Origin of the sequence: Streptomyces sp. R302 (genome assembly GCF_012927245.1) — a bacterium.
Lineage (GTDB): Bacteria > Actinomycetota > Actinomycetes > Streptomycetales > Streptomycetaceae > Streptomyces.
The window spans coordinates 203,288-223,060 of sequence record NZ_JABBGE010000008.1 but is presented as its reverse complement, the minus strand read 5'-3'; the positions used below and the strand labels follow the sequence as shown (position 1 = coordinate 223,060).

Below are 19,773 nucleotides of genomic sequence, written 5' to 3'. Positions count from 1 at the left end.
TGAGACGTCAGACGAGATGGGCCGGGGCGCCGACGGGCAGGATAAATCGGAACTCGGCGCCGCCGCGCGGGCCGCGTCCGACGGTGATGGTGCCGCCGTGGGCCTCGACGAGGCCCTTGACGATGTAGAGGCCGAGTCCGGTGCCGCCGCGCTTGCTGCCGCGCCAGAAGCGGGTGAAGACGCGGTTCATGGACTCCTCGGGGATGCCCGGGCCCTCGTCGCTCACGGTGACCTCCGTCCCCTCCTCGCCGGTGCCGTCGTCGCCCGCGGTGCGGGGCGCCACCTCGATGGTGACGGTTCCGGCGCCGTGGCGCACCGCGTTTTCCAGGAGGTTGCCGAGGATCTGGTCGATCTTGTCGGGATCGGCCCAGAGCGCGGGCAGTCCGGGGCGGGTCCGGACGAAGAAGCGGTCGGGGGCCTGGCCGCCGGTGGTGTGCACCTGGATGTGCCGGCCGACGGCCGCGGTGATGTCGACGGGCTGGCGGCGGACCTCCAGGCGGCCGGCGTCGATCCGGGAGATGTCGAGGAGTTCGGCGATGAGTCGTTTGATGCGGCCGGCGTCGGCGTCGACGGTCTCCAGCATCAACCGCTTCTGCTCGTCGGTGAACCGCTCCCACTTGCTGAGGAGGGTGGCGGTGAAGCCCTTCACGGAGGTGAGCGGGGAGCGGAGCTCGTGGGCGACGGTGGCGATGAGCTCGGCGTGGCTGCGCTCGGAGCGGCGGCGGGCCTCGGTGCCGCGCAGCGAGACGACGACCCGGCGGACGGGTCCGGTGGGGTGCTCGCGGACGTACCGGGCGGAGACGAGGACCTCGCGGCCGCCGGGCAGCAGCAGATGCCGCTCGGGCTGGCCGCGCCGGGTGGCGAGGCCGCCGTACGGGTCGGTGAGGGGCCACCAGCGGTGCCCCTTGAGGTCCTCCAGGGGCAGTGCCTGGTCGAGGGGGCGGCCGAGCGCCTCGGCGACCGGCACGGCGGTGATGCGGCTGGCGGCGGCGTTGAAGCAGACCACCCGGCCGTGCTCGTCGGCGACGACGAGCCCGTCGGGCAGGTCGTCGGGGTCGATCCCGGGCCAGGGTTCGGGCGCGGGCGCGCGCGTCCCGTCTCCGCCTCGCCGTGCGGTCCGCGCGGGACTGTCCGTGCCGGCCGTCATCCCCGTCTCCCACCCCTCCCTGTACCGCAGTGGGCCCCGAGTGCGTCACTCTACTGGGCGAGGGTGACCGGCGGGAGCCGGAAGGGCACACGGGGTGGCCGAATCACAACGGTGGGATACGCGGCCGGGTGGGTTCAGGCGGTGCGGCGGGGGCGCTGGGCGCGGGCGGAGGCGTACAGGCAGACCGCCGCGGCCGTGGCGAGATTGAGGCTCTCGGCCTTGCCGTGGATGGGGACGCGGACGACGGCGTCGGCGAGGGCGCGGGTCTCCTCGGGCAGCCCCCAGGCCTCGTTGCCGAAGATCCAGGCGGTGGGGCCGCCCATGGTGCCGGCGTCGAGCTCGTCGTCGAGGTCGTCCTGGCCCGCGCCGTCGGCGGCGAGGATGCGGACGCCCGCGGCCTTGAGGCCGGCGACGGCCTGCTCGACGGGGACGCCGACGGCGACGGGGAGGTGGTAGAGGGAGCCGACGGAGGCGCGGACCGACTTGGGGTTGTACAGGTCGACGGAGGCGTCGGTGAGGATCACCGCGTCGGCGCCGGCGGCGTCGGCGCAGCGGAGCACGGTGCCGGCGTTCCCGGGGTCGCGGACGTGCGCGAGGACGGCGACCAGCTTGGGCTTCGCGGCGAGGATCGTCTCGAAGGGCGAGTCGAGGAAGCGGCAGACGCCGACGAGGCCCTGCGGGGTGACGGTCTGGGAGACCTCGGCGAGGACGGCGTCGGAGGCGTGGTGGACGCGGGCGCCGGCGGCGCGGGCGGCCTCGACGATGGGCGCGTACCGCTCGGCGGCCTCGACGGTGGTGAAGAGCTCGACGAGGGTGGGGGCGCCGTCCGGGCCCCGGTGCGCGACGGCCTCGCGGACGGCCTGCGGGCCCTCGGCGAGGAAGAGGCGGTCCTTGCCCCGGAAGTTGCGCTTGGCGAGCCGCCGGGCGGCGACGACGCGCGGGGAACGCGGGGAGATCAGCTCGGGGGTGGACATGTGCCTGCGGCTCTCTGTCTCGTCGGGGTGCGGGCTCGTCGGGGGTGCGGGAAGGGGCGGTCAACGCGCCGGACCCGCAGGCGCGCGGCCTGCGGGTCCGGTCGGAAGTACTGCGGCCTGGAAGATCAGGCGGCGGCCTTCGGGGCGTTGACGTCGGCCGGGAGGGCCTTCTGCGCGACCTCGACCAGCGCGGCGAACGCGTTGCTGTCGTTGACGGCCAGCTCGGCGAGGATCTTGCGGTCCACCTCGATGTTGGCGGCCTTCAGACCCTGGATGAGGCGGTTGTACGTCATGCCGTTCTGGCGGGCAGCGGCGTTGATGCGCTGGATCCACAGCTGACGGAAGTCGCCCTTGCGCTTCTTGCGGTCGTTGTAGTTGTAGACCAGCGAGTGGGTGACCTGCTCCTTGGCCTTGCGGTACAGGCGCGAACGCTGACCGCGGTAGCCGGAGGCCGCCTCGAGGATCGCCCGGCGCTTCTTGTGGGCGTTGACTGCCCGCTTGACGCGTGCCACTTCTTACTCCTTGTAGCGGGGCCGTGGTGTGTTCACACGACCCGGAAAACGGATGGGTCCCGGTCTTGGCCGGATGCCCTCGGGTGCCGAGGGCGGGAGATCAAGCTCAGATGCCCAGCATCTTCTTGATCTTGGCGGCGTCACCCGGGGCCATCTCGGCGTTGCCGGTGAGGCGACGCGTCAGCTTGGACGACTTGTGCTCGAGCAGGTGGCGCTTGCCGGCGCGCTCGCGCAGGATCTTGCCGGAGCCGGTGACCTTGAAGCGCTTCTTGGCACCGGAGTGCGTCTTGTTCTTCGGCATAGCGCCGTATCTCCTCGTCAGTGGCGCTCCCCCGGTGCGGGCACCGGAGAACCGGGAGCGTCAATTCTTCGTGTGGTGGTCCGGGCGGGACCCGGGGGCTGCCACGAGGACAGCCCCCTCGGATCACGCCTCGGCGTTCTCGGCCGACGTGTCGGCCGAAGCCTCCTCGGCACCGGCCTCGGCGGCGGCCTCGGGCGCGAGGCCCTGGCGCTCCGCCTTGCGCGCGGCCTGGGCCTCGCGCGCCTCGGCCATGGCCTCGGTCTTCTTCTTGTGCGGACCCAGAACCATGATCATGTTCCGGCCGTCCTGCTTCGGGTTGGACTCGATGAAGCCAAGCTCCTGGACGTCCTCGGCGAGGCGCTGCAGGAGGCGGTAGCCGAGCTCGGGCCGGGACTGCTCACGACCACGGAACATGATCGTGATCTTGACCTTGTCGCCCTGCTTGAGGAACCGGACGACGTGACCCTTCTTGGTGTCGTAGTCGTGCGGGTCGATCTTCGGCCGGAGCTTCATCTCCTTGATGACCGTGTGCGCCTGGTTCTTGCGCGCCTCACGGGCCTTCATGGCCGACTCGTACTTGAACTTCCCGTAGTCCATGAGCTTGCACACGGGCGGACGGGCGTTCGCCGCGACCTCGACAAGATCGAGGTCGTACTCCTGCGCGAGCTCCAGGGCCTTGGCAAGGGGGACGATGCCCACCTGCTCGCCGCTGGGGCCGACAAGACGCACCTCGGGAACGCGAATCCGCTCGTTGATGCGGGGCTCGGCGCTGATGGATCCTCCTCGGTAGCACCACGCGACCGCCTTGGCGGACGGACACGTCACGTGAAATCACTGAGACCAACCGAGCGGGCGCACAAAAAATGCCCCGGACGGGACACAGGCGGGGCTCCAAGGCGAACCGGAGCACCACCACGGTCAACCGCGGGGCGCACATCGGGCGGCTCCATCGTCCGTACGGAACGATGGTCGCCACCTGACCGGTGACCCGCCGCCCGTGAGGGCGGTCAGGTGGGAGATCGGAGCCTCCACTTGTGGGCCGGGCACATAGGTGTCCGGCCGGTCGTGACACAAGGTTAGCAGGACCCGGCGGTCGGCGCGAACCGTCCGCCCGCTTATCGTGTGGGGCATGAGCGAGACCCCCCAGAACGAGTCCACGACCGCCTCCGACCAGGCAGGCGACAACCCCGACTTCGAGGCCATGACCCGTGACATCGCCGAGGTCCCGGCGGTCGAGGTGATCGTGACCGTCGCCGTCAACCTGATGAGCGCGGCCGCGGTCAAGCTCGGCCTCACCGAGGAGGGCGACGAGCACAAGGACCTCGACGAGGCGCGCAAGCTGATCCACGCGCTCGCGGGCCTCCTCGACGCGAGCACCACGGAGATCTCGTCCTTCCACGCCGCCCCGCTGCGCGACGGCCTGAAGTCCCTCCAGCTCGCCTTCCGCGAGGCGTCGATCGTCCCCGACGAGCCGGGCAAGGGCCCGGGCGAGAAGTACACGGGAGCCGTGTACGGCTAGGACCGGTCCCTTACGCGGACACGTAGAAGGGCTCGCCCGGAGGGGTGGCCGCGGCCGGCAGCAGTGCCAGGTCGAGGCCCCGCACCAGGCGGGCCCTCAGTGTTTCGTCGGCCGCCAGGGCGCGGGCCACCCGCTGGGCGGTCTCGGCCGGGGCGGCGTCCTCGGCGAGGACCAGGGCGAGGGTGCCGTCGGCGGAGCCGGGGCCGAGGTGGGCGCGGAGGACGGCGGGCTCGGCGGCGAGGACGGCGCGCACCGCGTCCCGTACCGCCGGGTCGTCCAGCGGGTCGGTGCTGGTGCGGCCCTCGGCGAGGGCCAGCAGCGCGGAGCCGCTCACCTGGTACGGCACCGGGCCCGCCAGGTCGAGGACGAGGGTGTCGGCCTTCTCGTGGACGAGGGCGGCGAGCGCCTGCCGGAGCGGGACGGCGACGGGCCGGGCGGCCGGGTCCCACAGGGCGAGCGAGGCGATCGAGGTGAAGGCGGGCAGCGCGCGCCGGTCCCCGGCGGTCAGCGTCGGGACCGCCATGTCGCTGGTCTTCTCCCGCTTCAGCCCGGTCTCCGGGTCGGTCTCCACCTCGCCGAGCAGGGCGACGACGGGGACGAGGAGCCGGGCGCCGCGCAGCGCCTCCAGGACGGGGCCGTGGGCGGTTCTGTCCTCCGCCCAGGCCGCGAGGGCCGCGGCGAGCGCCGGGTCGGCGGTGCCGTCGTCGTCGGAGAAACCGGGGTCGGGGATGTTCTTGAGCTCCACGCCCCGAGCCTAACGGCCCGGCGGTCAGCGGCCGCGTCCGGTCCGGTGGAGGGCGACGGCGGCGAGCAGCAGGAGGGCGCCGAGGCCGCCGGCGAGCGGGGCGAGCAGGCCCGGGGCACCGCTCTCCTCGGCGGCCGGGACGGGGCCCTGGCCGAAGTACCGGCCCCGGTAGCCCGCGGTGGCGTTCTTCGGGTCGCCGCCCTTCAGGGCGGCGCCGGCCTCGATGGCGGCGGCCGGGTCGACCGTGCCGTAGCCCTTGGCGTCGCTGCGGCCGCCCTCGGGCCGGTCGCGGGCGGTGTCCACGAGGAGCTTCTTGACCTGGGCGGGGGTCAGGCCGGGGTGGGCGGAGCGGACGAGGGCGACGGCGCCGGAGACGAACGCGGCGGCGGCGCTGGTGCCCCAGCCCTCGTAGTACTTGCGGTCCGGGTCAGCGATGACGATGTCGACGCCGGGCGCGCTGACCGTGGCGTACCAGCGGCGGGTGGAGAAGGAGGCGCGGGTGCCGTAGCGGTCGACGGCGGTGACGGCGATGACGCCGGGGTAGGCGGCCGGGTAGGAGATGCGGTCGCCCTTCTCGCCGCCGTTGCCGGCGGAGGCGACCACGGAGACGCCCTTGGCGAGGGCGTACTGGACGGCGGCGTCCTCGCCGGGGTCGGGGTGGGCGGACTCCGAGTCGTCGCCGAGGGAGAGGTTGATCACGTCGGCGCCGTGGTCGGCCGCCCAGCGGATGCCCTGCGCGAGGGCGGTGCCGCGGGTCTCGCGGGCCTTCTCGCGGGCCTTGTCCTTGCCTTCGAGGATGACCCGGACGGGCAGCACGCGGGCGCCGGGGGCGATGCCGAGGACGCCGCTGTCCTTCGCCCAGCCGTGACCGTGACCGGCGATGATGCCGGCCATGGCGGTGCCGTGCCGGGCCCAGTGGTCGTCGCCCTCGGCGGCGCCGAAGCCGATGAAGTCCTTGCCGGGCAGGACGGAGCCGGCGAGGTCGGGGTGGCCGGAGTCGACACCGGTGTCCAGGACGGCGACGGTGACGCCCTCCCCCTTGGTGGTGCGCCAGGCCTCCTCCGTACGGAGGGTGTCGAGGCCCCACTGGCGGTCGCGGATGGCGTCGGCGTGCGCGGGCGTGGCGGCGGGGAGCACGGAGAACGCGGCGGCGAGAAGGGCGACGGCGGGTGCGGTGAGCGCGGTGCGGACGCGGGTACGGGGCCGGGTGCGGGTCCGGGTCCGGGCGCGGGTTCCGGTCCGGGGGTGGGGCGGGGTCACCGCTGTTCCTCTTCCTTCGCCGCGTTCCGGGCGGTGGTGCGGAGCTGCTTCTCCAGGCCCTCGGTGATGCCGAGGGCCTCGTGGCCGAGGCCGGACTGGGCGACGGCGTCGGTGCGGTCCTTCTTCATGGCCTGGTCGGCGGGGACGGCGCGGTCGACGGCGCGGCCGTCGGCGAAACCGGAGACGGCCGTCACGACGACGGGCAGGTCGGTGGGGGCGGACACCCACCAGCCGGCCCGCTGGCCCGGGCCGAACCCGGCGGCGACGGTGCCGGGTCCGGGCAGCGCGGGCGGCACGTCCTGGCCGAGGCGGGCGGCGAGCCCGCGGCCGCCGAGGGCGCGCTGGGCGTCGACCTCGGCGCGGGTGAAGACGAGGCCGACCGTGAGGACGCTGCTGGCGGTGGCGTCGGTGTACGTGGCGCGCAACACGCGCTCGCAGCCGAGCGGGCGCAGCGCGGTGAGCAGCTTGGGGGCGAGGGAGGCGGGCGCGCAGGGCGCGTCGGGGGCGACGACGACCCGCGTCCAGGTACGGGCGGAGGGCCCGGGGCCGGCCTGGGGGGCGGTGAGGGTGCGCGGGAAGAGGGTGTCGACCGGTGCGTTGTGCCAGAGCTCCTTGGCGACGGCGTACCCGGCGGGTTCGGCGGGCTTCCCGCCGCCGTCTGCGGCGAGCCACACCCCGGCGAGCGCCCCGCCGATCAGCCCGACCCCGAGCACGACGCACCCCGCGACGGCCAGGCCCCGCCCGCGCCGCCGCTCCCGTATCGGCCGCAGCCGCGTCGTCGTCTCGACCGCCGTCTCCGCCACCCCGTACGCCGGCACCCGCACGGGCCGCAGCCGCGTGGTCGTCTCGACGGCCGGCACGACGTCGGCCGCGCGCGGCGGCGGCAACGGCACGGAGCCGAGCGCGGCGGCCTGAGGCGGCGGCGCGGCCGGGGACGTGCCGGCCGCCGGACGACGCGGCGCGGCCACGGGCCGGGCGGGCGGGATGGCCGCCGGCGGCCGCGTGGGGCGGGGCGGCGGGCCGGCCTGGCCGGTGGCGCCGCGCGGGGCGGCGGGCGCGGGCGGCGCGGGCGCAGCGGTGGGCGGGCGGCGCGGGGCGGCGGCCGGGGGCGGCGGAACGGAGGCGGACGCGGGGCCCGGAGCCGTACGGGCCGCCGGGAGCGGGGCGGAAAGGGGGGCGCCCGCGCGCGGAGCGACGGCCGGCGCGGGGCTCGGGCTCGGGGTCGAGGCGGGCCTCGGGGCGGGAGCCGCACCCGGGGTCGTACCCGCCTCCGGGCGCGGAACGGCGCTCGGGGTCGGGATCGGGGCGAGCCTCGGGCCCGGAGTCGTACCCGCCTCCGGACGCGGAGCGGGGCTCGACGCGGGCCTCGGAGTCAGGGGCGTGCCCGGAGTCGTACCGGCCTCCGGACGCGGAGCGGGGCTCGGGGTCGGGGCAGGCCTCGGGCCCGGAGCCGCACCCGGGGTCGTACCGGCCTCCGGGCGCGGAGCGGGGCTCGACGCGGGCCTCGGGGTCGGGGGTGTGCCCGGGGTCGTGCCGGTGGCAGGGGGCGGGGTGAGGTCGGTGGTGAGGGCGGAGAGGGCGCTCTTGGGGGCGGGCGCGGGGGCGCTCCGGGGCGGGGGTGCGGGGGCCGTGCCGGGGGGCGGGAGGGTCTCCGTGTCGCGGGGCGTGCGGGGGTTCTGTTCGCTGGTCATCCCGCCCCCTGCTCCCGCCGACAATGCCCGTCACTCTACGGGCTGTTCCCGGCCGGACGGGAACCGAGGGGTACCGGCCCCCCTGACGGTCTGGCAAGCTCGGGCCATGACTCCCCGTGCCGCCGACCGGGCCCGGTACGACCGGGCCGCCGCCGCCCTGGACGCGCCGCTGGCGCTGGTCGATCTGGAGGCGTTCGACGCGAACGCGGACGATCTGGTGCGGCGGGCGGGCGGGAAGCCGGTGCGGGTGGCGAGCAAGTCCGTGCGGTGCCGGGCGCTGCTCGAACGGGTCCTCGCGCGCGACGGCTTCGCCGGGGTCATGTCGTTCACGCTGGCCGAGTCGCTGTGGCTGGCGCGGGCCGGTTTCGAGGACGTCCTGCTGGCGTATCCGTCGGCCGACCGGGCCGGTTTCGCGGAGCTGGCGCGGGATCCGAAGCTGGCCGCCGCCGTGACGGTGATGGTGGACGACGTGGCGCAGCTCGATCTGATCGACGCGGCGCGGGCGGGCGGCGGCGAGGAGGTGCGGGTCTGCCTGGAGATGGACACGGCGCTGCGGCTGCTCGGCGGCCGGGTGCGGATCGGGGCCCGGCGGTCGCCGCTGCGGGGCCCCGCGGAGCTGGCGGAGCTGGCCCGGTCGGTGGCGCGGCGGCCGGGGTTCCGGCTGGTGGGGCTGATGGCGTACGAGGGGCACGTCGCGGGTGTCGGCGACGCGGTCGCCGGCCGGCCGCTGCGGTCGCGGGCGGTGCGGGCGATGCAGGCGGTGGCCCGCCGGGAGCTGGCCGAGCGCCGGGCGGCGGCGGTCGGAGCCGTACGGGCGGTGGCGCCGGACCTGGAGTTCGTGAACGGCGGCGGCACCGGCAGCGTCCAGCACACCGCCGCCGAGGCGGCCGTCACGGAGATCGCCGCCGGTTCGGGGCTCTACGTGCCGCGGCTCTTCGACGGCTACACGTCCTTCACCGGCCGCCCGGCGGCGCTCTTCGCGCTGCCCGTGGTGCGGAGGCCCGGCGTCGGCTGCGTCACCGTGCTCGGCGGCGGCTATCCGGCGTCCGGTGCGGCGGGGCGGGACCGGCTGCCGGTCCCGTACCTCCCGGAGGGGCTGCGCTACGACCCGCGGGAGGGGCCCGGCGAGGTGCAGACGCCGCTGCTCGGCTCTCCGGCGGACGATCTGCGGATCGGCGACAAGGTGTGGTTCCGGCACGCGAAGGCCGGTGAGCTGTGCGAGCGGTTCGACGTGCTGCACCTGGTGGAGGGGGACCGTGTGGTCGACACGGTCCCCACCTACCGGGGCGAGGGCCGGACCTTCCTCTGACGGCTGACGGCTGACGGCTACAGCGGGGTCACGTACGCGCCGGAGATGCCGCCGTCGACGAGGAAGTCGGAGGCGTTGACGAACGAGGAGTCGTCGCTGGCGAGGAAGGCGACGGCCGCCGCGATCTCGTCGGCCTCGGCGAAGCGGCCCACCGGGATGTGTACGAGCCGGCGGGCCGCCCGCTCCGGGTCCGTGGCGAACAGCTCCTGGAGGAGCGGGGTGTTGACCGGTCCGGGGCAGAGCGCGTTGACCCGGATGCCCTCGCGGGCGAACTGGACGCCGAGCTCGCGGGACATCGCGAGGACGCCGCCCTTGGAGGCGGTGTACGAGATCTGGCTGGTCGCCGCGCCCATGCGTGCCACGAAGGACGCGGTGTTGATGATGGAGCCCTTCCCCTGGCGCCGCATGTACGGCAGGGCGGCCTTGCAGCAGAGGTAGACGGAGGTGAGGTTGACGTCCTGGACGCGCTTCCAGGCCTCCAGGCCCGTCTCCAGGATGGAGTCGTCGTCGGGCGGGGAGATGCCGGCGTTGTTGAAGGCGATGTCGACGGAGCCGTAGGTCTCGAAGGCGGTGCGGAAGAGCGCCTCGACCTCCTCGGGGTCGGTGACGTCGACCTTGACGAAGGTGCCGCCGACGGCCTCGGCCGCCGCCTTCCCGGCCCGCTCGTCGATGTCGCCGCAGACGACGTTCGCGCCCTCGGAGGCGAGCCGGCGGGCGGTGGCGAGGCCGATGCCGCTGCCGGCGCCGGTGATGACGGCGGTGCGGCCGACGAGCCGGCGGCAGATGATCTCTTCGGTGGTCATGGTCAGCCTTCCGTGCTGATGAAGACGTTCTTGGTCTCGGTGAAGGCGGTCAGGGCGTCGGGGCCGAGCTCCCGGCCGAGGCCGGACTGCCGGAAGCCGCCGAAGGGGGTCCAGTAGCGGACGCTGGAGTGGGAGTTGACGGAGAGGTTCCCGGCCCGGACGGCGCGGGAGGCGCGCAGGGCGCGGCCGACGTCGCGGGTCCAGATCGAGCCGGACAGGCCGTACGGGGTGGCGTTGGCGAGCCGGATCGCGTCGGCCTCGTCCTCGAAGGGGAGGACGACGGCGACGGGCCCGAAGATCTCCTCGACGGCGCAGGGGGCGTCCTCCGGCACGCCGGTGAGGACGGTCGGCGGGAACCAGAAGCCGGGTCCCTCGGGCGCCTTGCCGGTGATGGCCTCGGCGCCCTCGGGGACGTAGGAGCGGACCCGGTCGAGCTGGGCGCGGGAGATCAGCGGTCCCATCCGCGTGCGCTCGTCGAGCGGGTCGCCGACGACGGTCTCCTCGATCGCCGGGGCGAGGAGCGCCAGGAAGCGGTCGTACGCGCTCCGCTGGACGAGGATCCGGGTGCGGGCGCAGCAGTCCTGGCCGCTGTTGTCGAGGAAGGCCATGGGGGCCGCGGCGGCGGCCGCCTCGATGTCGGCGTCGGCGAAGACGATGTTGGGGCTCTTGCCGCCGAGTTCGAGGGTGAGGCGCTTCACCTGGTCGGCGGCCCTGGCCATGATCCGCTTGCCGGTGCGGGTGGAGCCGGTGAAGACGATCTTGGCGATGCCGGGGTGGGTGACGAGGGCCTCGCCGGCGACGGGCCCTTCGCCGGGCAGGACCTGGAAGAGGTGCTCGGGGAGGCCCGCCTCCAGGGCGAGCTCGGCGAGGCGCAGGGCGGTGAGGGGGGTGGTCTCGGCCGGTTTGAGGAGGACGGCGTTGCCGGCGGCGAGGGCGGGTGCGGTGGCCCAGGCGGCGATCGGCATCGGGAAGTTCCAGGGCGCGATGACGCCGACGACGCCGAGCGGTTCGAGGAGGGTGACGTCGAGGCCGCCGGGGACCGGGATCTGGCGGCCGTTCAGGCGTTCGACTCCGCCGGCGGCGTAGTCGAGGAGGTCGCGGACGTTGCCGGCCTCCCAGCGGGCGTTGCCGATCGTGTGGCCGGCCTCGCGGACCTCCAGGAGGGCGAGTTCCTCGGCGTGGGCGTCGACGACGGCGGCGAAGCGGCGCAGCAGCCGGGCGCGGTCGGCGGGGGCGGCGGCGGCCCAGGCGGTCTGGGCGGCGGCGGCCCGGGTGACGGCGGCGTCGACGTCGGCGGGGGTGGCGGCGGGGACGGTGGCGACGAGTTCCTCGGTCGCGGGGTTCAGCACCGGGAGTTCGGTGAGCAAGGGCTGTCGTTCCTCTCGGAGGCGTGCTTCGGAGGCGTTCTTCGGGAGCGTTCTTCGCAGACGTGCCGCAGAGGCGTTCTTCAGAGGCGTTCGAAGGAGCGGCGCAGTTCCCAGTCGGTGACCGCCGCGTCGAAGGCGGCGAGTTCGACGCGGGCCATGTTGCGGTAGTGGGCGACGACCTCGGCGCCGAAGGCCTCCTTGGCGATCTCGCTGGTCTCCCAGAGCTCGGCGGCCTCGCGCAGGGTGGTGGGGACGTGGGCGAGGTCGGCGGCGTAGGCGTTCCCGGGGCAGGGCGGCGGGAGTTCGAGGCCCCGCTCGATGCCGTGGAGGCCGGCGGCGACCATCGCGGCGACGGCGAGGTAGGGGTTGACGTCGCCGCCGGGGACGCGGTTCTCGAAGCGGGTGGAGGGGCCGTGGCCGACGACCCGGAAGGCGCAGGTGCGGTTGTCGTGGCCCCAGGCGACGGCGGTGGGGGCGAAGGAGCCGGGCTGGAACCGCTTGTAGGAGTTCACGTTGGGGGCGAGGAGGAGGGAGAGGTCGCGGAGCGCGGCGATCTGCCCGGCGAGGAAGTGCCGCATGGTCGCCGACATCCCGTGCGGGTCGCCGCCCGCCATGACGTTGGTGCCGGCCGCGTCCTGGAGGGAGAGGTGGATGTGGCAGGAGTTGCCCTCGCGCTCGTTGTACTTGGCCATGAAGGTGAGGGAGTACCCCTCCTGGGCGGCGATCTCCTTGGCGCCGGTCTTGTAGACGGCGTGCTGGTCGCAGGTGACGAGGGCCTCGTCGTAGCGGAAGGCGATCTCGTGCTGGCCGGGGTTGCACTCGCCCTTGGCGGACTCGACGGTCAGTCCGGCGGCGGCCATCTCGTTGCGGATGCGGCGCAGCAGGGGCTCGACGCGGCCGCCGCCGAGGATCGAGTAGTCGATGTTGTACTGGTTGGCCGGGGTGAGGTCCCGGTAGCCGGAGTCCCAGGCCTGCTCGTAGGTGTCCCGGAAGACGATGAACTCCAGCTCGGTGCCGACGTGGGCGGTGAGGCCGTGGGCGGCGAGGCGCTCCAGCTGCCGGCGGAGGATCTGGCGCGGGGCGGCGACGACGGGCGAGCCGTCGGCCCAGGCGAGGTCGGCGGTGACCAGGGCGGTGGCCTCGTTCCAGGGGACGCGGCGCAGGGTGGCGAGGTCGGGGCGCAGGGCGAAGTCGCCGTAGCCGCTGTCCCAGGAGGACATCGCGTAGCCGTCGACGGTGTTCATCTCGGTGTCGACGGCGAGGAGGTAGTTGCACCCCTCGGTGCCGTGGGCGAGGACCTCGTCGAGGAAGAAGGGGGCGGCGAACCGCTTCCCCTGGAGCCGGCCCTGCATGTCGGGGAAGGCGAGGGCCACGGTGTCGATCTCGCCGGCCGCCACCAGGGAGCGCAGCTCCTCGACGGTCAGCGGGGGTGTGCGGTCTGCCACGGGACGACTCTCCTCGTTCGGCTGCCGGGAGTCATAAGGTATGGGCCGAGACCATTGCTTGGGAAGCGTCAGGGGCAGGGGTGACGAGAAGTGATCCGTACGAGTGAACCGGCGGGCCCGGCGGACCGGTTGACGCCGGTGCTGCGCCCGGTGCGGGCCGGCAACGGCTTCGAGGAGGCCCTGGAGCAGCTCCTCCAGGTGGTCAGGCTCGGCCTGGTCCCGGACGGCGGACGGCTGCCCGCCGAACGGGAGCTGGCCGACCGGATGGGGATCAGCCGGGTGACGCTGCGCGAGGTCCTGAAGGTGCTCCAGGAGCAGGGCCTGGTGGAGAGCCGGCGCGGCCGCTACGGCGGAACGTTCGTGCTGCCCCGGCCGCAGGGCCCCGACGAGGCCGAGCTGCGCCGCCGGATCGCCGCCGTCGACATGGAGGACGCGCTGCGCTTCCGGGAGGTCCTGGAGGTGGGCGCGGCCGGGCTGTGCGCCGGGCAGGGCCTGGACGCGGCGGGCGCGGAGCGGCTGCGGGCGGCGCTCGCGGCCACCCGTGACGCGCCGCCCGCCGACTACCGCCGCCAGGACACGCTGCTCCACCTGACGCTGGCCGAGCTCTCCGGCTCCCCCAGCCTGACGGCCCAGTACGCGGCGGTCCGCGCGACCGTCAACGACCTGCTCGACTGCATCCCGCTCCTGGTCCGCAACCTGGAGCACTCCCAGCACCAGCACACGGCGCTGGTGGAGGCGGTCCTGGACGGGGAGGCGGACACGGCGCGCGAGGTGATGCGGGAGCACTGCGCGGGAACGGCGGCGCTGCTGCGCGGCTTCCTGGCCTGAAAGGTATGTCAGCGGTCCATTGGCCCGGGTGAGGACCTAGAGTCGGCGCACGTTCCGCGAGTCTCCTGGAGGAAGTGCCGTGACCCAGCCGCTCATCGGCGTGACGACCTATCTCGACCGGGCGCGGTGGGGGGTGTGGGACCTGCCGGCGGCGCTGCTGCCCGCCGCCTATCCGCGGTACGTGCGGGAGGGCGGCGGTCTGGTGGCGATGCTGCCGCCGGACGAGCCCGCCGCCGCGGCGGCCGTACTGGCCCGGCTCGACGGCCTGGTGGTGGCGGGCGGGGCGGATGTGGAGCCCGTACGGTACGGGGCCGAGCCCGATCCGCGGACCGGCCCGCCGGCGCGGGAGCGGGACGCCTGGGAGCTGGCGCTGATCGAGGCGGCGCTCGCCTCCGGCACCCCGCTGCTCGGTGTCTGCCGGGGGATGCAGCTGCTCAACGTGGCGCTGGGCGGCACGCTGACCCAGCACGTGGACGGGCATGTGGAGGCGGTGGGGGTGATGGGCCGCCACCCGGTGAAGCCGGTGCCGGGGACCCGGTACGCCTCCCTCGTCCCGGAGCTCGCCGAGGTGCCGACGTACCACCACCAGGCCGTGGACCGGCTGGGCGCGGGCCTGGTGGCCTCGGCGCACGCGGAGGACGGCACGGTGGAGGCGGTGGAGACGGCGGGTCCGGCCTGGGTGCTGGGGGTGCAGTGGCACCCGGAGATGGGAGAGGACTTCCGGGTCGTCCGGGGGCTCGTCCGAGCGGCGGCCGCGGGGCGGTGAGACGGGGTGCGGGGCAGCCGGGGTGGGCGGTCCGGCCGCCCCGCGGTTCGGGGGCCGCGGTCAGGCGGCGGGGGTGGTGGCGGTGACGGCCCGGCGGCCGAGGACCGCGTACAGGACGGTGGCGACGGCCATGCCGACGGGCAGCGAGAGGTCCATGCCGACGGCGGCGGCGACGGGCCCGGTGTAGACGCTGTCGACGCAGAGGGCGCCGGCGGCGAGACCGCCGAGGAGGGCCGCCGTACCGGCCGGGTGGAAGCCGCCGGAGTACCAGAAGGGGCTGCCGGGGGTCTCGTCGGCGAGGGCGGCGGAGTCGTAGCGGCGGCGGCGCAGCACGATGTCGGTGGCGTAGACGCACATCATGGGGCCGGTGAGGACGGTGATCGCCTGGAGGGCGTTGCTGACGGTGTCCAGGAAGTCGGAGACCAGCAGCGCGTAGAGGGTGAGGGCGACGGCGACGGCCCCGTCGAAGAGGACGCTGACGGTCCGCCGGATCCGCAGGCCGACGGCCTGGAGGGCGAGGCCGGCGCTGTAGGCGGTGAGCGCGTTGATGGCGATGGTGCCGAGGACCAGGGAGAGCAGGAAGACCGGCACGAACCAGCCGGGCAGGATCTCCTGGAGCGCGGTCTGCGGGTCCGACATGTCGACGGCCGTCGCGGCGAACGCGCCGAGCGAACAGACGGCGACGCTGGGCACGAACGCGCCGAGCGCGGTCCACAGGGCGACGGCGCGGGGGGAGCTGGCGCGGGGCAGGTAGCGGGAGAAGTCGGCGCTCGTCGTGTACGAGAGCGGGCCCGAGGCGATCATCGTGGTGCCCGCCAGGAGCACCGCCCACAGGGAGAGCCCGGAGAGCGGTTCGGCGGGGGCGTACGCGAAGTCGGCGTGCCGGAACACGGCGAGGGCGAGGACGGCGAAGGCTGCGGTCAGGGCGAGCGTGATCGGCAGGTAGAGCCTGATGATCAGCGCGTGGCCGTAGACGCTGATGGTGAGCGTGGCGGCGGCGATGGCGACGACGACGGCGATCTTCACCGGGACGTTCGCCGGGAGGCCGGTCTCCTCGACGAGCACGAAGGCGGCGGCCGCGGCGGCGGCGAGGTTGAGGGCGAAGTAGCAGACGGAGACCAGCCAGCCGCCGACCGCGTTGTTCACCCGGTTGCCGAGGACGCCGTAGAGGGCGCGGGTGATGACCTCGCTGGGCGCGCCGGCGGCCGGGCCCGAGGTGGCGAGCACGCCGGTGAGCACCCAGAAGAGGTTGCCGGCCACGATCACGCCGAGCGCCTGCGGGAGGTCGAGGCCCATCAGGACGAGGGCGCCGCCGATGACGAGGCTGAGGTAGTTGACGTTCGCCGCGGCCCAGACGGAGAAGAGCTCACGGGGGTGGCCGTGGCGCTCGGCGTCCGGGATGTGGTCGATGCCGTGGGTCTCGACGCGGCCCGGCCGGTCTGCGGCCGGCAGGGGTGCCCGCTCGCGCTCTGTCCCGGGGCGCGGGTCGGGGATCGTGGAAGCCATGCGGCCCTCCGGTGCGTGATTGCCCACCTGGTTGCTTATTGGTCGCACACTCAATAGCATCGCCGGTATGCCGTCAAGCGTCCAGCGCAAGCGAATCCGGAAATCACCCGAGGCCCGGCGGGCGGAGATCGTCGCGACCGCCGCGCGGATCGCCCTCACCGAGGGCCTGGAGTGCGTCACCCTGCGGCGGGTCGCCGAGGAGCTGTCGGTCAGGCCCGGCCTGATCAGCCACTACTTCCCCTCGGTCGAGGACCTGGTGGCCGAGGCGTTCTCCGCCGCCGCCCTCGGCGAGCTCGACACCCTGCTGCCGGCCGAGCGCCCGGACGGCACCCCCGCGCAGTACCTGGCGCGCTACTTCGCCCTCTCGTCCGGCGAGGCCTACGACGACATCAGCCGCCTCTGGATCAACGCCCGCCACCTCAGCCGCTACCGCCCGGTCCTGCGGGAGCGGGTCACCCGCATGGAACTGGCCTCCGACGACCGCCTGGAGACCCTGATCCTCGACGGCGTCGCGCGCGGCGAGTTCCGCGCGGACGACGCGCGGTCGGCGGCCATCCAGATCCTCGTCGTCCTCGACGGCCTGGGCGCCCACGCCAACTCCGACCGCACCGACCGCCCCCCGGCCGTCACCCGCCTCGCCCTCAGCACGGCCGAGCGCGCCCTGGACCTCCCCCACGGCACCCTCGACGCCCCCGGCGCGACCGGCACCCTCCCCCTCGTCTACTCCCCCGCGGAAGCGGCGGAGGCGGCGGTGCCGCGCGCGGCGGACGGGGGCGCCTGACAGCGGACGGTGGACGGCGACGGCGACGGCGCCAGGCCGGGCCAGGCACGGCCGGGTCGTACACCGAAGCCGTTTCAGACAGCCCCCTCCCCCCTCCCAACCCCCAACCCCTCCGTACCACCACCGCAAGGAGCGTCACCGTGTCCAGCCGACTCGTCCTCCACTCCGCACGACTGCTCGACCCCGCCACCGGGGGGTTTCTCGGGGCGAGCGCACTCGCCGTGGACGGGGACGGGCGGATCGCCGCGATCGGTGACGACCGGGAGGTGCGGGCGCTCGCCGGGGACGGGACGACCGTCGTCGACCTCAAGGGGGGCGTCGTCACGCCCGGGTTCGTCGACGGACATGTGCACCCGGTCACCGGTGCCGAGCTGACCGGCGGGCTCGACCTGTCCGGGTGCGCCGGGCTCGGGGACGTACGGGAGGCGCTGGCGCGGGAGGTGCGGGCGCTGCGGCGCGGCGACTGGCTCTTCGCCTGGGGCCTCGACCCGAACGCCTTCGGCGACGAGCCGGTCGGCATCGCGCCCTTCGACGCCGTCCTCGACGGGGTCCCCGCCTTCCTGCTGCTCTTCGACGCGCACTCCGCGCTCGCCTCCCGCCGCGCCCTCGAACTCGCCGGGATCGACGGCCCGCGCGCCTTCGCCCAGGCCTCCGCCGAGATCGTCTGCGACGCCGACGGGCGCCCCACCGGGCTGCTCCTGGAGGAGGCCGCCTGCGAGGCGGTCGAGCGGGTCGCCCCGCGGCCGACCCGCGCCGAACGCCTCGAACGGCTCGCCGCCGCGCTCGACGCCATGGCGGCGGCCGGACTGACCGGCGGGCACGTCATGGACGCCAACGGCGACAGCCTCGACCTCTTCGCCGAGCTCGACGCCGCCGGCCGGCTGCCACTGCGGCTGCGCGTGGCCCCCTGGTGCCAGCCCGGTACGGACGCGGACGGGGTGCGCGAGCTGATCGCGCTCCAGGGCCGGGGCGGCGCCCGGTGGCGGGTCGCCGGCGTGAAGCTCTTCATGGACGGCACGATCGACAACGGCACGGCCTGGCTGGAGCGCCCCGACCGCCACGGCGAGTCCACCCACGCCTTCTGGCCGGACCCGGAGGCGTACACGGAGACCATCGGCGCCCTGCACCGCGCCGGGGTGCCGACCGCGACCCACGCCATCGGCGACGCCGCCGTCCGGCACGTCCTCGACGCGGTCGAGAAGGCCCGCGCGACCGGCGGCGACCCGGCCGTGCGCCACCGGGTGGAGCACATCGAGACCGTCCCGGACGACACCCTGCGCCGCTTCGCCGAGCTGGGCGTCGTCGCCTCCATGCAGCCCACCCACTGCTGCGACTTCACCCGCGCCGACCACACCGACAACTGGTCGCGCCGGCTCGGCGAGGAGCGCGCCGGACGCGCCTGGCGCTGCCGGGACCTGGTGGACTCGGGGGCGACCGTGGTCCTCGGCTCCGACTGGCCCATCGCCCCGTTCCCGCCGCTCGGCGTGCTGGCCGGCGCCGTGCACCGCCGCCCGACCCGCGACCTCGCGCAGCCGCCGCACGGCCCCGAGCAGGCGCTGACCCCGCTGGAGGCGCTGCGCGGCCTGACCACCGGCGCGGCCTACGCGGCGGGCGAGGAGCGGCTCTCCGGCCGCCTCGCCGTCGGCCACCGCGCCGACCTGACGGTCCTCGCCGCCGACCCGCTCACCACCCCGGCCGCGGACCTCGCCGACGTCCCGGTCCTCCTCACCGCCGTCGACGGGCACCTCACCCACCGGGCGCCGCAGCTGTAAGGACGCGCTCAGCCGCCCGGCCGGGCCCGCGTCAGCGCGAGCAGGTCCCGGGCCGGGCCGGTCGGGCGGTGGCCCGTCGGCCAGACGGCGCGCAGGTCCCGGGCGAGGCGCGCGCCCTCGACCGGGACGGCGACCAGGCGGCGCGAGGACAGCTCCTCGGCGATCGCCAGTTCGCTCAGGACCGCCGGGCCCGCGCCGCTCACCGCCGCCGCCTTCACCGCGGTGGTGGAGGCCAGTTCGAGCAGCGGCCTGGCGAGCCCGCCGTGTCCGGCGAGCGCCGCGTCGAGGACCTGCCGGGTGCCCGAGCCGTGCTCCCGCAGCACCAGCGGGGTCGCGGCCAGCTCGGCCGGGTCGATCGGCTTCCGGCGGCGGGCCCACGGGTGGGAGGGGGCCACGACCACGGCCAGCCGGTCATGGGCGACGATCGTGCCGTCGAGCCCGTCCGGGACGGCCAGGCCCTCGACGAACCCGAGGTCCGCCTCCCCCGCGAGCAGCCGCTCCGCGACCACCGCCGAGTTCCCCGCCTGGAGCGACACCGCCGTGTCCGGCCGCTCCGCGCGCAGCGCGATCAGCCACCCGGGCAGCAGGTACTCGGCGATCGTCATGGACGCCACCACCCGCAGCCGCGAGTCCCGGCGGCCGCGCAGCGCCTGGACGCCCGCGTCGAACGCCTCCGCCGACTCCACGATCCGCCGCGCCCAGTCCGTGACCAGCGCGCCCGCGTCGGTCAGCCGGGAGCCGCGCGGCGAACGGTCCACGAGCGCCACGCCGAGCTGCCGCTCCATGGAACGGATCCGGCTGCTCGCCGCCGGCTGGGTGATCCCCACCTCGCGCGCGGCGGCTCCGAGGCTGCCGTGCCGGGCGACCGCGAGCAGCAGTTCGAGGGCGCCGAGGTCGGGAACCCGGTGCGACAGATGCGCGGTCCCGGAGCCGGAGCCCGCACCGGAACCGGAGCCCGCACCAGAGCCGGAGCCCGTACCAGAGCCCGAGCCCGCACCGGAGCCCGAGCCCGCACTCGTACCCATCCCCGACCCCACGCCCGCGCTG

At 75.0% G+C, this 19,773-nt stretch carries 19 protein-coding genes; 6 read left to right on the top strand and 13 right to left on the bottom strand.

Annotated elements, in window-relative coordinates; translation table 11 throughout:
• Positions 1-7: 7 nt before the first annotated feature.
• The 5 genes from HHL19_RS25185 to infC form a co-directional block, all read right to left on the bottom strand.
• On the bottom strand, positions 8-1,147 hold the full coding sequence (locus tag HHL19_RS25185; RefSeq protein ID WP_240981859.1) for an ATP-binding protein: 1,140 nt from the start codon (positions 1,145-1,147) through the stop codon (positions 8-10).
• 134 nt (positions 1,148-1,281) lie between these two features.
• Positions 1,282-2,121 (bottom strand): RNA methyltransferase, encoded by an 840-nt coding sequence (locus HHL19_RS25180; RefSeq protein WP_169092619.1) that lies wholly within the window; start codon positions 2,119-2,121, stop codon positions 1,282-1,284.
• Between the two features lie 125 nt (positions 2,122-2,246).
• The gene (gene rplT / locus HHL19_RS25175) at positions 2,247-2,633 is read right to left on the bottom strand and encodes a 50S ribosomal protein L20 (protein WP_043227974.1); all 387 of its coding nucleotides are present in this window, start codon (positions 2,631-2,633) and stop codon (positions 2,247-2,249) included.
• 106 nt (positions 2,634-2,739) lie between these two features.
• Positions 2,740-2,934 (bottom strand): 50S ribosomal protein L35, encoded by a 195-nt coding sequence (gene rpmI, locus HHL19_RS25170; RefSeq protein ID WP_015032399.1) that lies wholly within the window; start codon positions 2,932-2,934, stop codon positions 2,740-2,742.
• Positions 2,935-3,057: 123 nt separating this feature from the next.
• A complete protein-coding gene (gene infC / locus HHL19_RS25165; protein WP_169092618.1) occupies positions 3,058-3,759 on the bottom strand; it encodes a translation initiation factor IF-3 in 702 nt (233 codons plus the stop codon).
• A gap of 304 nt (positions 3,760-4,063) precedes the next feature.
• Here infC and HHL19_RS25155 point away from each other — a divergent pair, with 304 nt between their 5' ends.
• Complete coding sequence (locus tag HHL19_RS25155) at positions 4,064-4,453, top strand: DUF1844 domain-containing protein (RefSeq protein WP_169092617.1); 390 nt, start codon at positions 4,064-4,066, stop codon at positions 4,451-4,453.
• Positions 4,454-4,463: 10 nt separating this feature from the next.
• Here HHL19_RS25155 and HHL19_RS25150 read toward each other — a convergent pair whose 3' ends face one another.
• The 3 genes from HHL19_RS25150 to HHL19_RS25140 form a co-directional block, all read right to left on the bottom strand.
• Positions 4,464-5,198, bottom strand: coding sequence for an SseB family protein (locus HHL19_RS25150; protein WP_169092616.1), 735 nt, complete (start codon positions 5,196-5,198; stop codon positions 4,464-4,466).
• 24 nt (positions 5,199-5,222) lie between these two features.
• Entirely contained in the window at positions 5,223-6,335 is a 1,113-nt protein-coding gene (gene mycP, locus HHL19_RS25145; protein WP_346768487.1) for a type VII secretion-associated serine protease mycosin, read from the bottom strand.
• Positions 6,336-6,454: 119 nt separating this feature from the next.
• Complete coding sequence (locus tag HHL19_RS25140; RefSeq protein WP_346768481.1) at positions 6,455-7,426, bottom strand: hypothetical protein; 972 nt, start codon at positions 7,424-7,426, stop codon at positions 6,455-6,457.
• Between the two features lie 829 nt (positions 7,427-8,255).
• Here HHL19_RS25140 and HHL19_RS25135 point away from each other — a divergent pair.
• The gene (locus HHL19_RS25135) at positions 8,256-9,458 is read left to right on the top strand and encodes an amino acid deaminase/aldolase (RefSeq protein ID WP_169092614.1); all 1,203 of its coding nucleotides are present in this window, start codon (positions 8,256-8,258) and stop codon (positions 9,456-9,458) included.
• Positions 9,459-9,475: 17 nt separating this feature from the next.
• Here HHL19_RS25135 and HHL19_RS25130 read toward each other — a convergent pair whose 3' ends face one another.
• From HHL19_RS25130 to HHL19_RS25120, 3 genes are all read right to left on the bottom strand, one after another.
• A complete protein-coding gene (locus HHL19_RS25130; RefSeq protein ID WP_206325518.1) occupies positions 9,476-10,261 on the bottom strand; it encodes a 3-oxoacyl-ACP reductase in 786 nt (261 codons plus the stop codon).
• Positions 10,262-10,263: 2 nt separating this feature from the next.
• Positions 10,264-11,628, bottom strand: a complete 1,365-nt coding sequence (locus HHL19_RS25125; RefSeq protein ID WP_169092613.1) for an aldehyde dehydrogenase family protein — start codon at positions 11,626-11,628, stop codon at positions 10,264-10,266.
• An 80-nt stretch (positions 11,629-11,708) separates the two neighbouring features.
• Positions 11,709-13,073, bottom strand: coding sequence for a glutamine synthetase family protein (locus HHL19_RS25120; RefSeq protein WP_169092612.1), 1,365 nt, complete (start codon positions 13,071-13,073; stop codon positions 11,709-11,711).
• A 93-nt stretch (positions 13,074-13,166) separates the two neighbouring features.
• Between HHL19_RS25120 and HHL19_RS25115 the strand changes: the two genes are divergently transcribed.
• Positions 13,167-13,901, top strand: a complete 735-nt coding sequence (locus HHL19_RS25115; RefSeq protein ID WP_169092839.1) for an FCD domain-containing protein — start codon at positions 13,167-13,169, stop codon at positions 13,899-13,901.
• Positions 13,902-13,980: 79 nt separating this feature from the next.
• Positions 13,981-14,667, top strand: coding sequence for a gamma-glutamyl-gamma-aminobutyrate hydrolase family protein (locus HHL19_RS25110; protein WP_169092611.1), 687 nt, complete (start codon positions 13,981-13,983; stop codon positions 14,665-14,667).
• 60 nt (positions 14,668-14,727) lie between these two features.
• Here the strand turns inward: HHL19_RS25110 and HHL19_RS25105 are convergent, their stop codons facing one another.
• Positions 14,728-16,173, bottom strand: coding sequence for a cytosine permease (locus HHL19_RS25105; protein ID WP_169092610.1), 1,446 nt, complete (start codon positions 16,171-16,173; stop codon positions 14,728-14,730).
• A gap of 67 nt (positions 16,174-16,240) precedes the next feature.
• Here HHL19_RS25105 and HHL19_RS25100 point away from each other — a divergent pair, with 67 nt between their 5' ends.
• Together HHL19_RS25100 and HHL19_RS25095 are read left to right on the top strand one after the other, a co-directional pair.
• A complete protein-coding gene (locus tag HHL19_RS25100; RefSeq protein ID WP_169092609.1) occupies positions 16,241-16,954 on the top strand; it encodes a TetR family transcriptional regulator in 714 nt (237 codons plus the stop codon).
• Between the two features lie 140 nt (positions 16,955-17,094).
• Positions 17,095-18,726 (top strand): amidohydrolase, encoded by a 1,632-nt coding sequence (locus HHL19_RS25095; RefSeq protein WP_169092608.1) that lies wholly within the window; start codon positions 17,095-17,097, stop codon positions 18,724-18,726.
• Between the two features lie 8 nt (positions 18,727-18,734).
• Here HHL19_RS25095 and HHL19_RS25090 read toward each other — a convergent pair whose 3' ends face one another.
• Positions 18,735-19,751 carry a LysR family transcriptional regulator gene (locus tag HHL19_RS25090; protein ID WP_169092838.1) on the bottom strand — a complete coding sequence of 339 codons (1,017 nt, stop codon included), beginning with the start codon at positions 19,749-19,751 and terminating at the stop codon, positions 18,735-18,737.
• Positions 19,752-19,773 lie beyond the last annotated feature (22 nt).

Excerpts from the sequence above, each read along its gene's own strand:
- HHL19_RS25185 (WP_240981859.1), bottom strand. The coding sequence starts at position 1,147 with ATGACGGCCGGCACGGACAGTCCCGCGCGGACCGCACGGCGAGGCGGA.
- HHL19_RS25180 (WP_169092619.1), bottom strand. The coding sequence starts at position 2,121 with ATGTCCACCCCCGAGCTGATCTCCCCGCGTTCCCCGCGCGTCGTCGCC.
- rpmI (WP_015032399.1), bottom strand. The coding sequence starts at position 2,934 with ATGCCGAAGAACAAGACGCACTCCGGTGCCAAGAAGCGCTTCAAGGTC.
- HHL19_RS25155 (WP_169092617.1), top strand. The coding sequence starts at position 4,064 with ATGAGCGAGACCCCCCAGAACGAGTCCACGACCGCCTCCGACCAGGCA.
- HHL19_RS25135 (WP_169092614.1), top strand. The coding sequence starts at position 8,256 with ATGACTCCCCGTGCCGCCGACCGGGCCCGGTACGACCGGGCCGCCGCC.
- HHL19_RS25130 (WP_206325518.1), bottom strand. The coding sequence starts at position 10,261 with ATGACCACCGAAGAGATCATCTGCCGCCGGCTCGTCGGCCGCACCGCC.
- HHL19_RS25105 (WP_169092610.1), bottom strand. The coding sequence starts at position 16,173 with ATGGCTTCCACGATCCCCGACCCGCGCCCCGGGACAGAGCGCGAGCGG.
- HHL19_RS25100 (WP_169092609.1), top strand. The coding sequence starts at position 16,241 with ATGCCGTCAAGCGTCCAGCGCAAGCGAATCCGGAAATCACCCGAGGCC.
- HHL19_RS25090 (WP_169092838.1), bottom strand. The coding sequence starts at position 19,751 with ATGGGTACGAGTGCGGGCTCGGGCTCCGGTGCGGGCTCGGGCTCTGGT.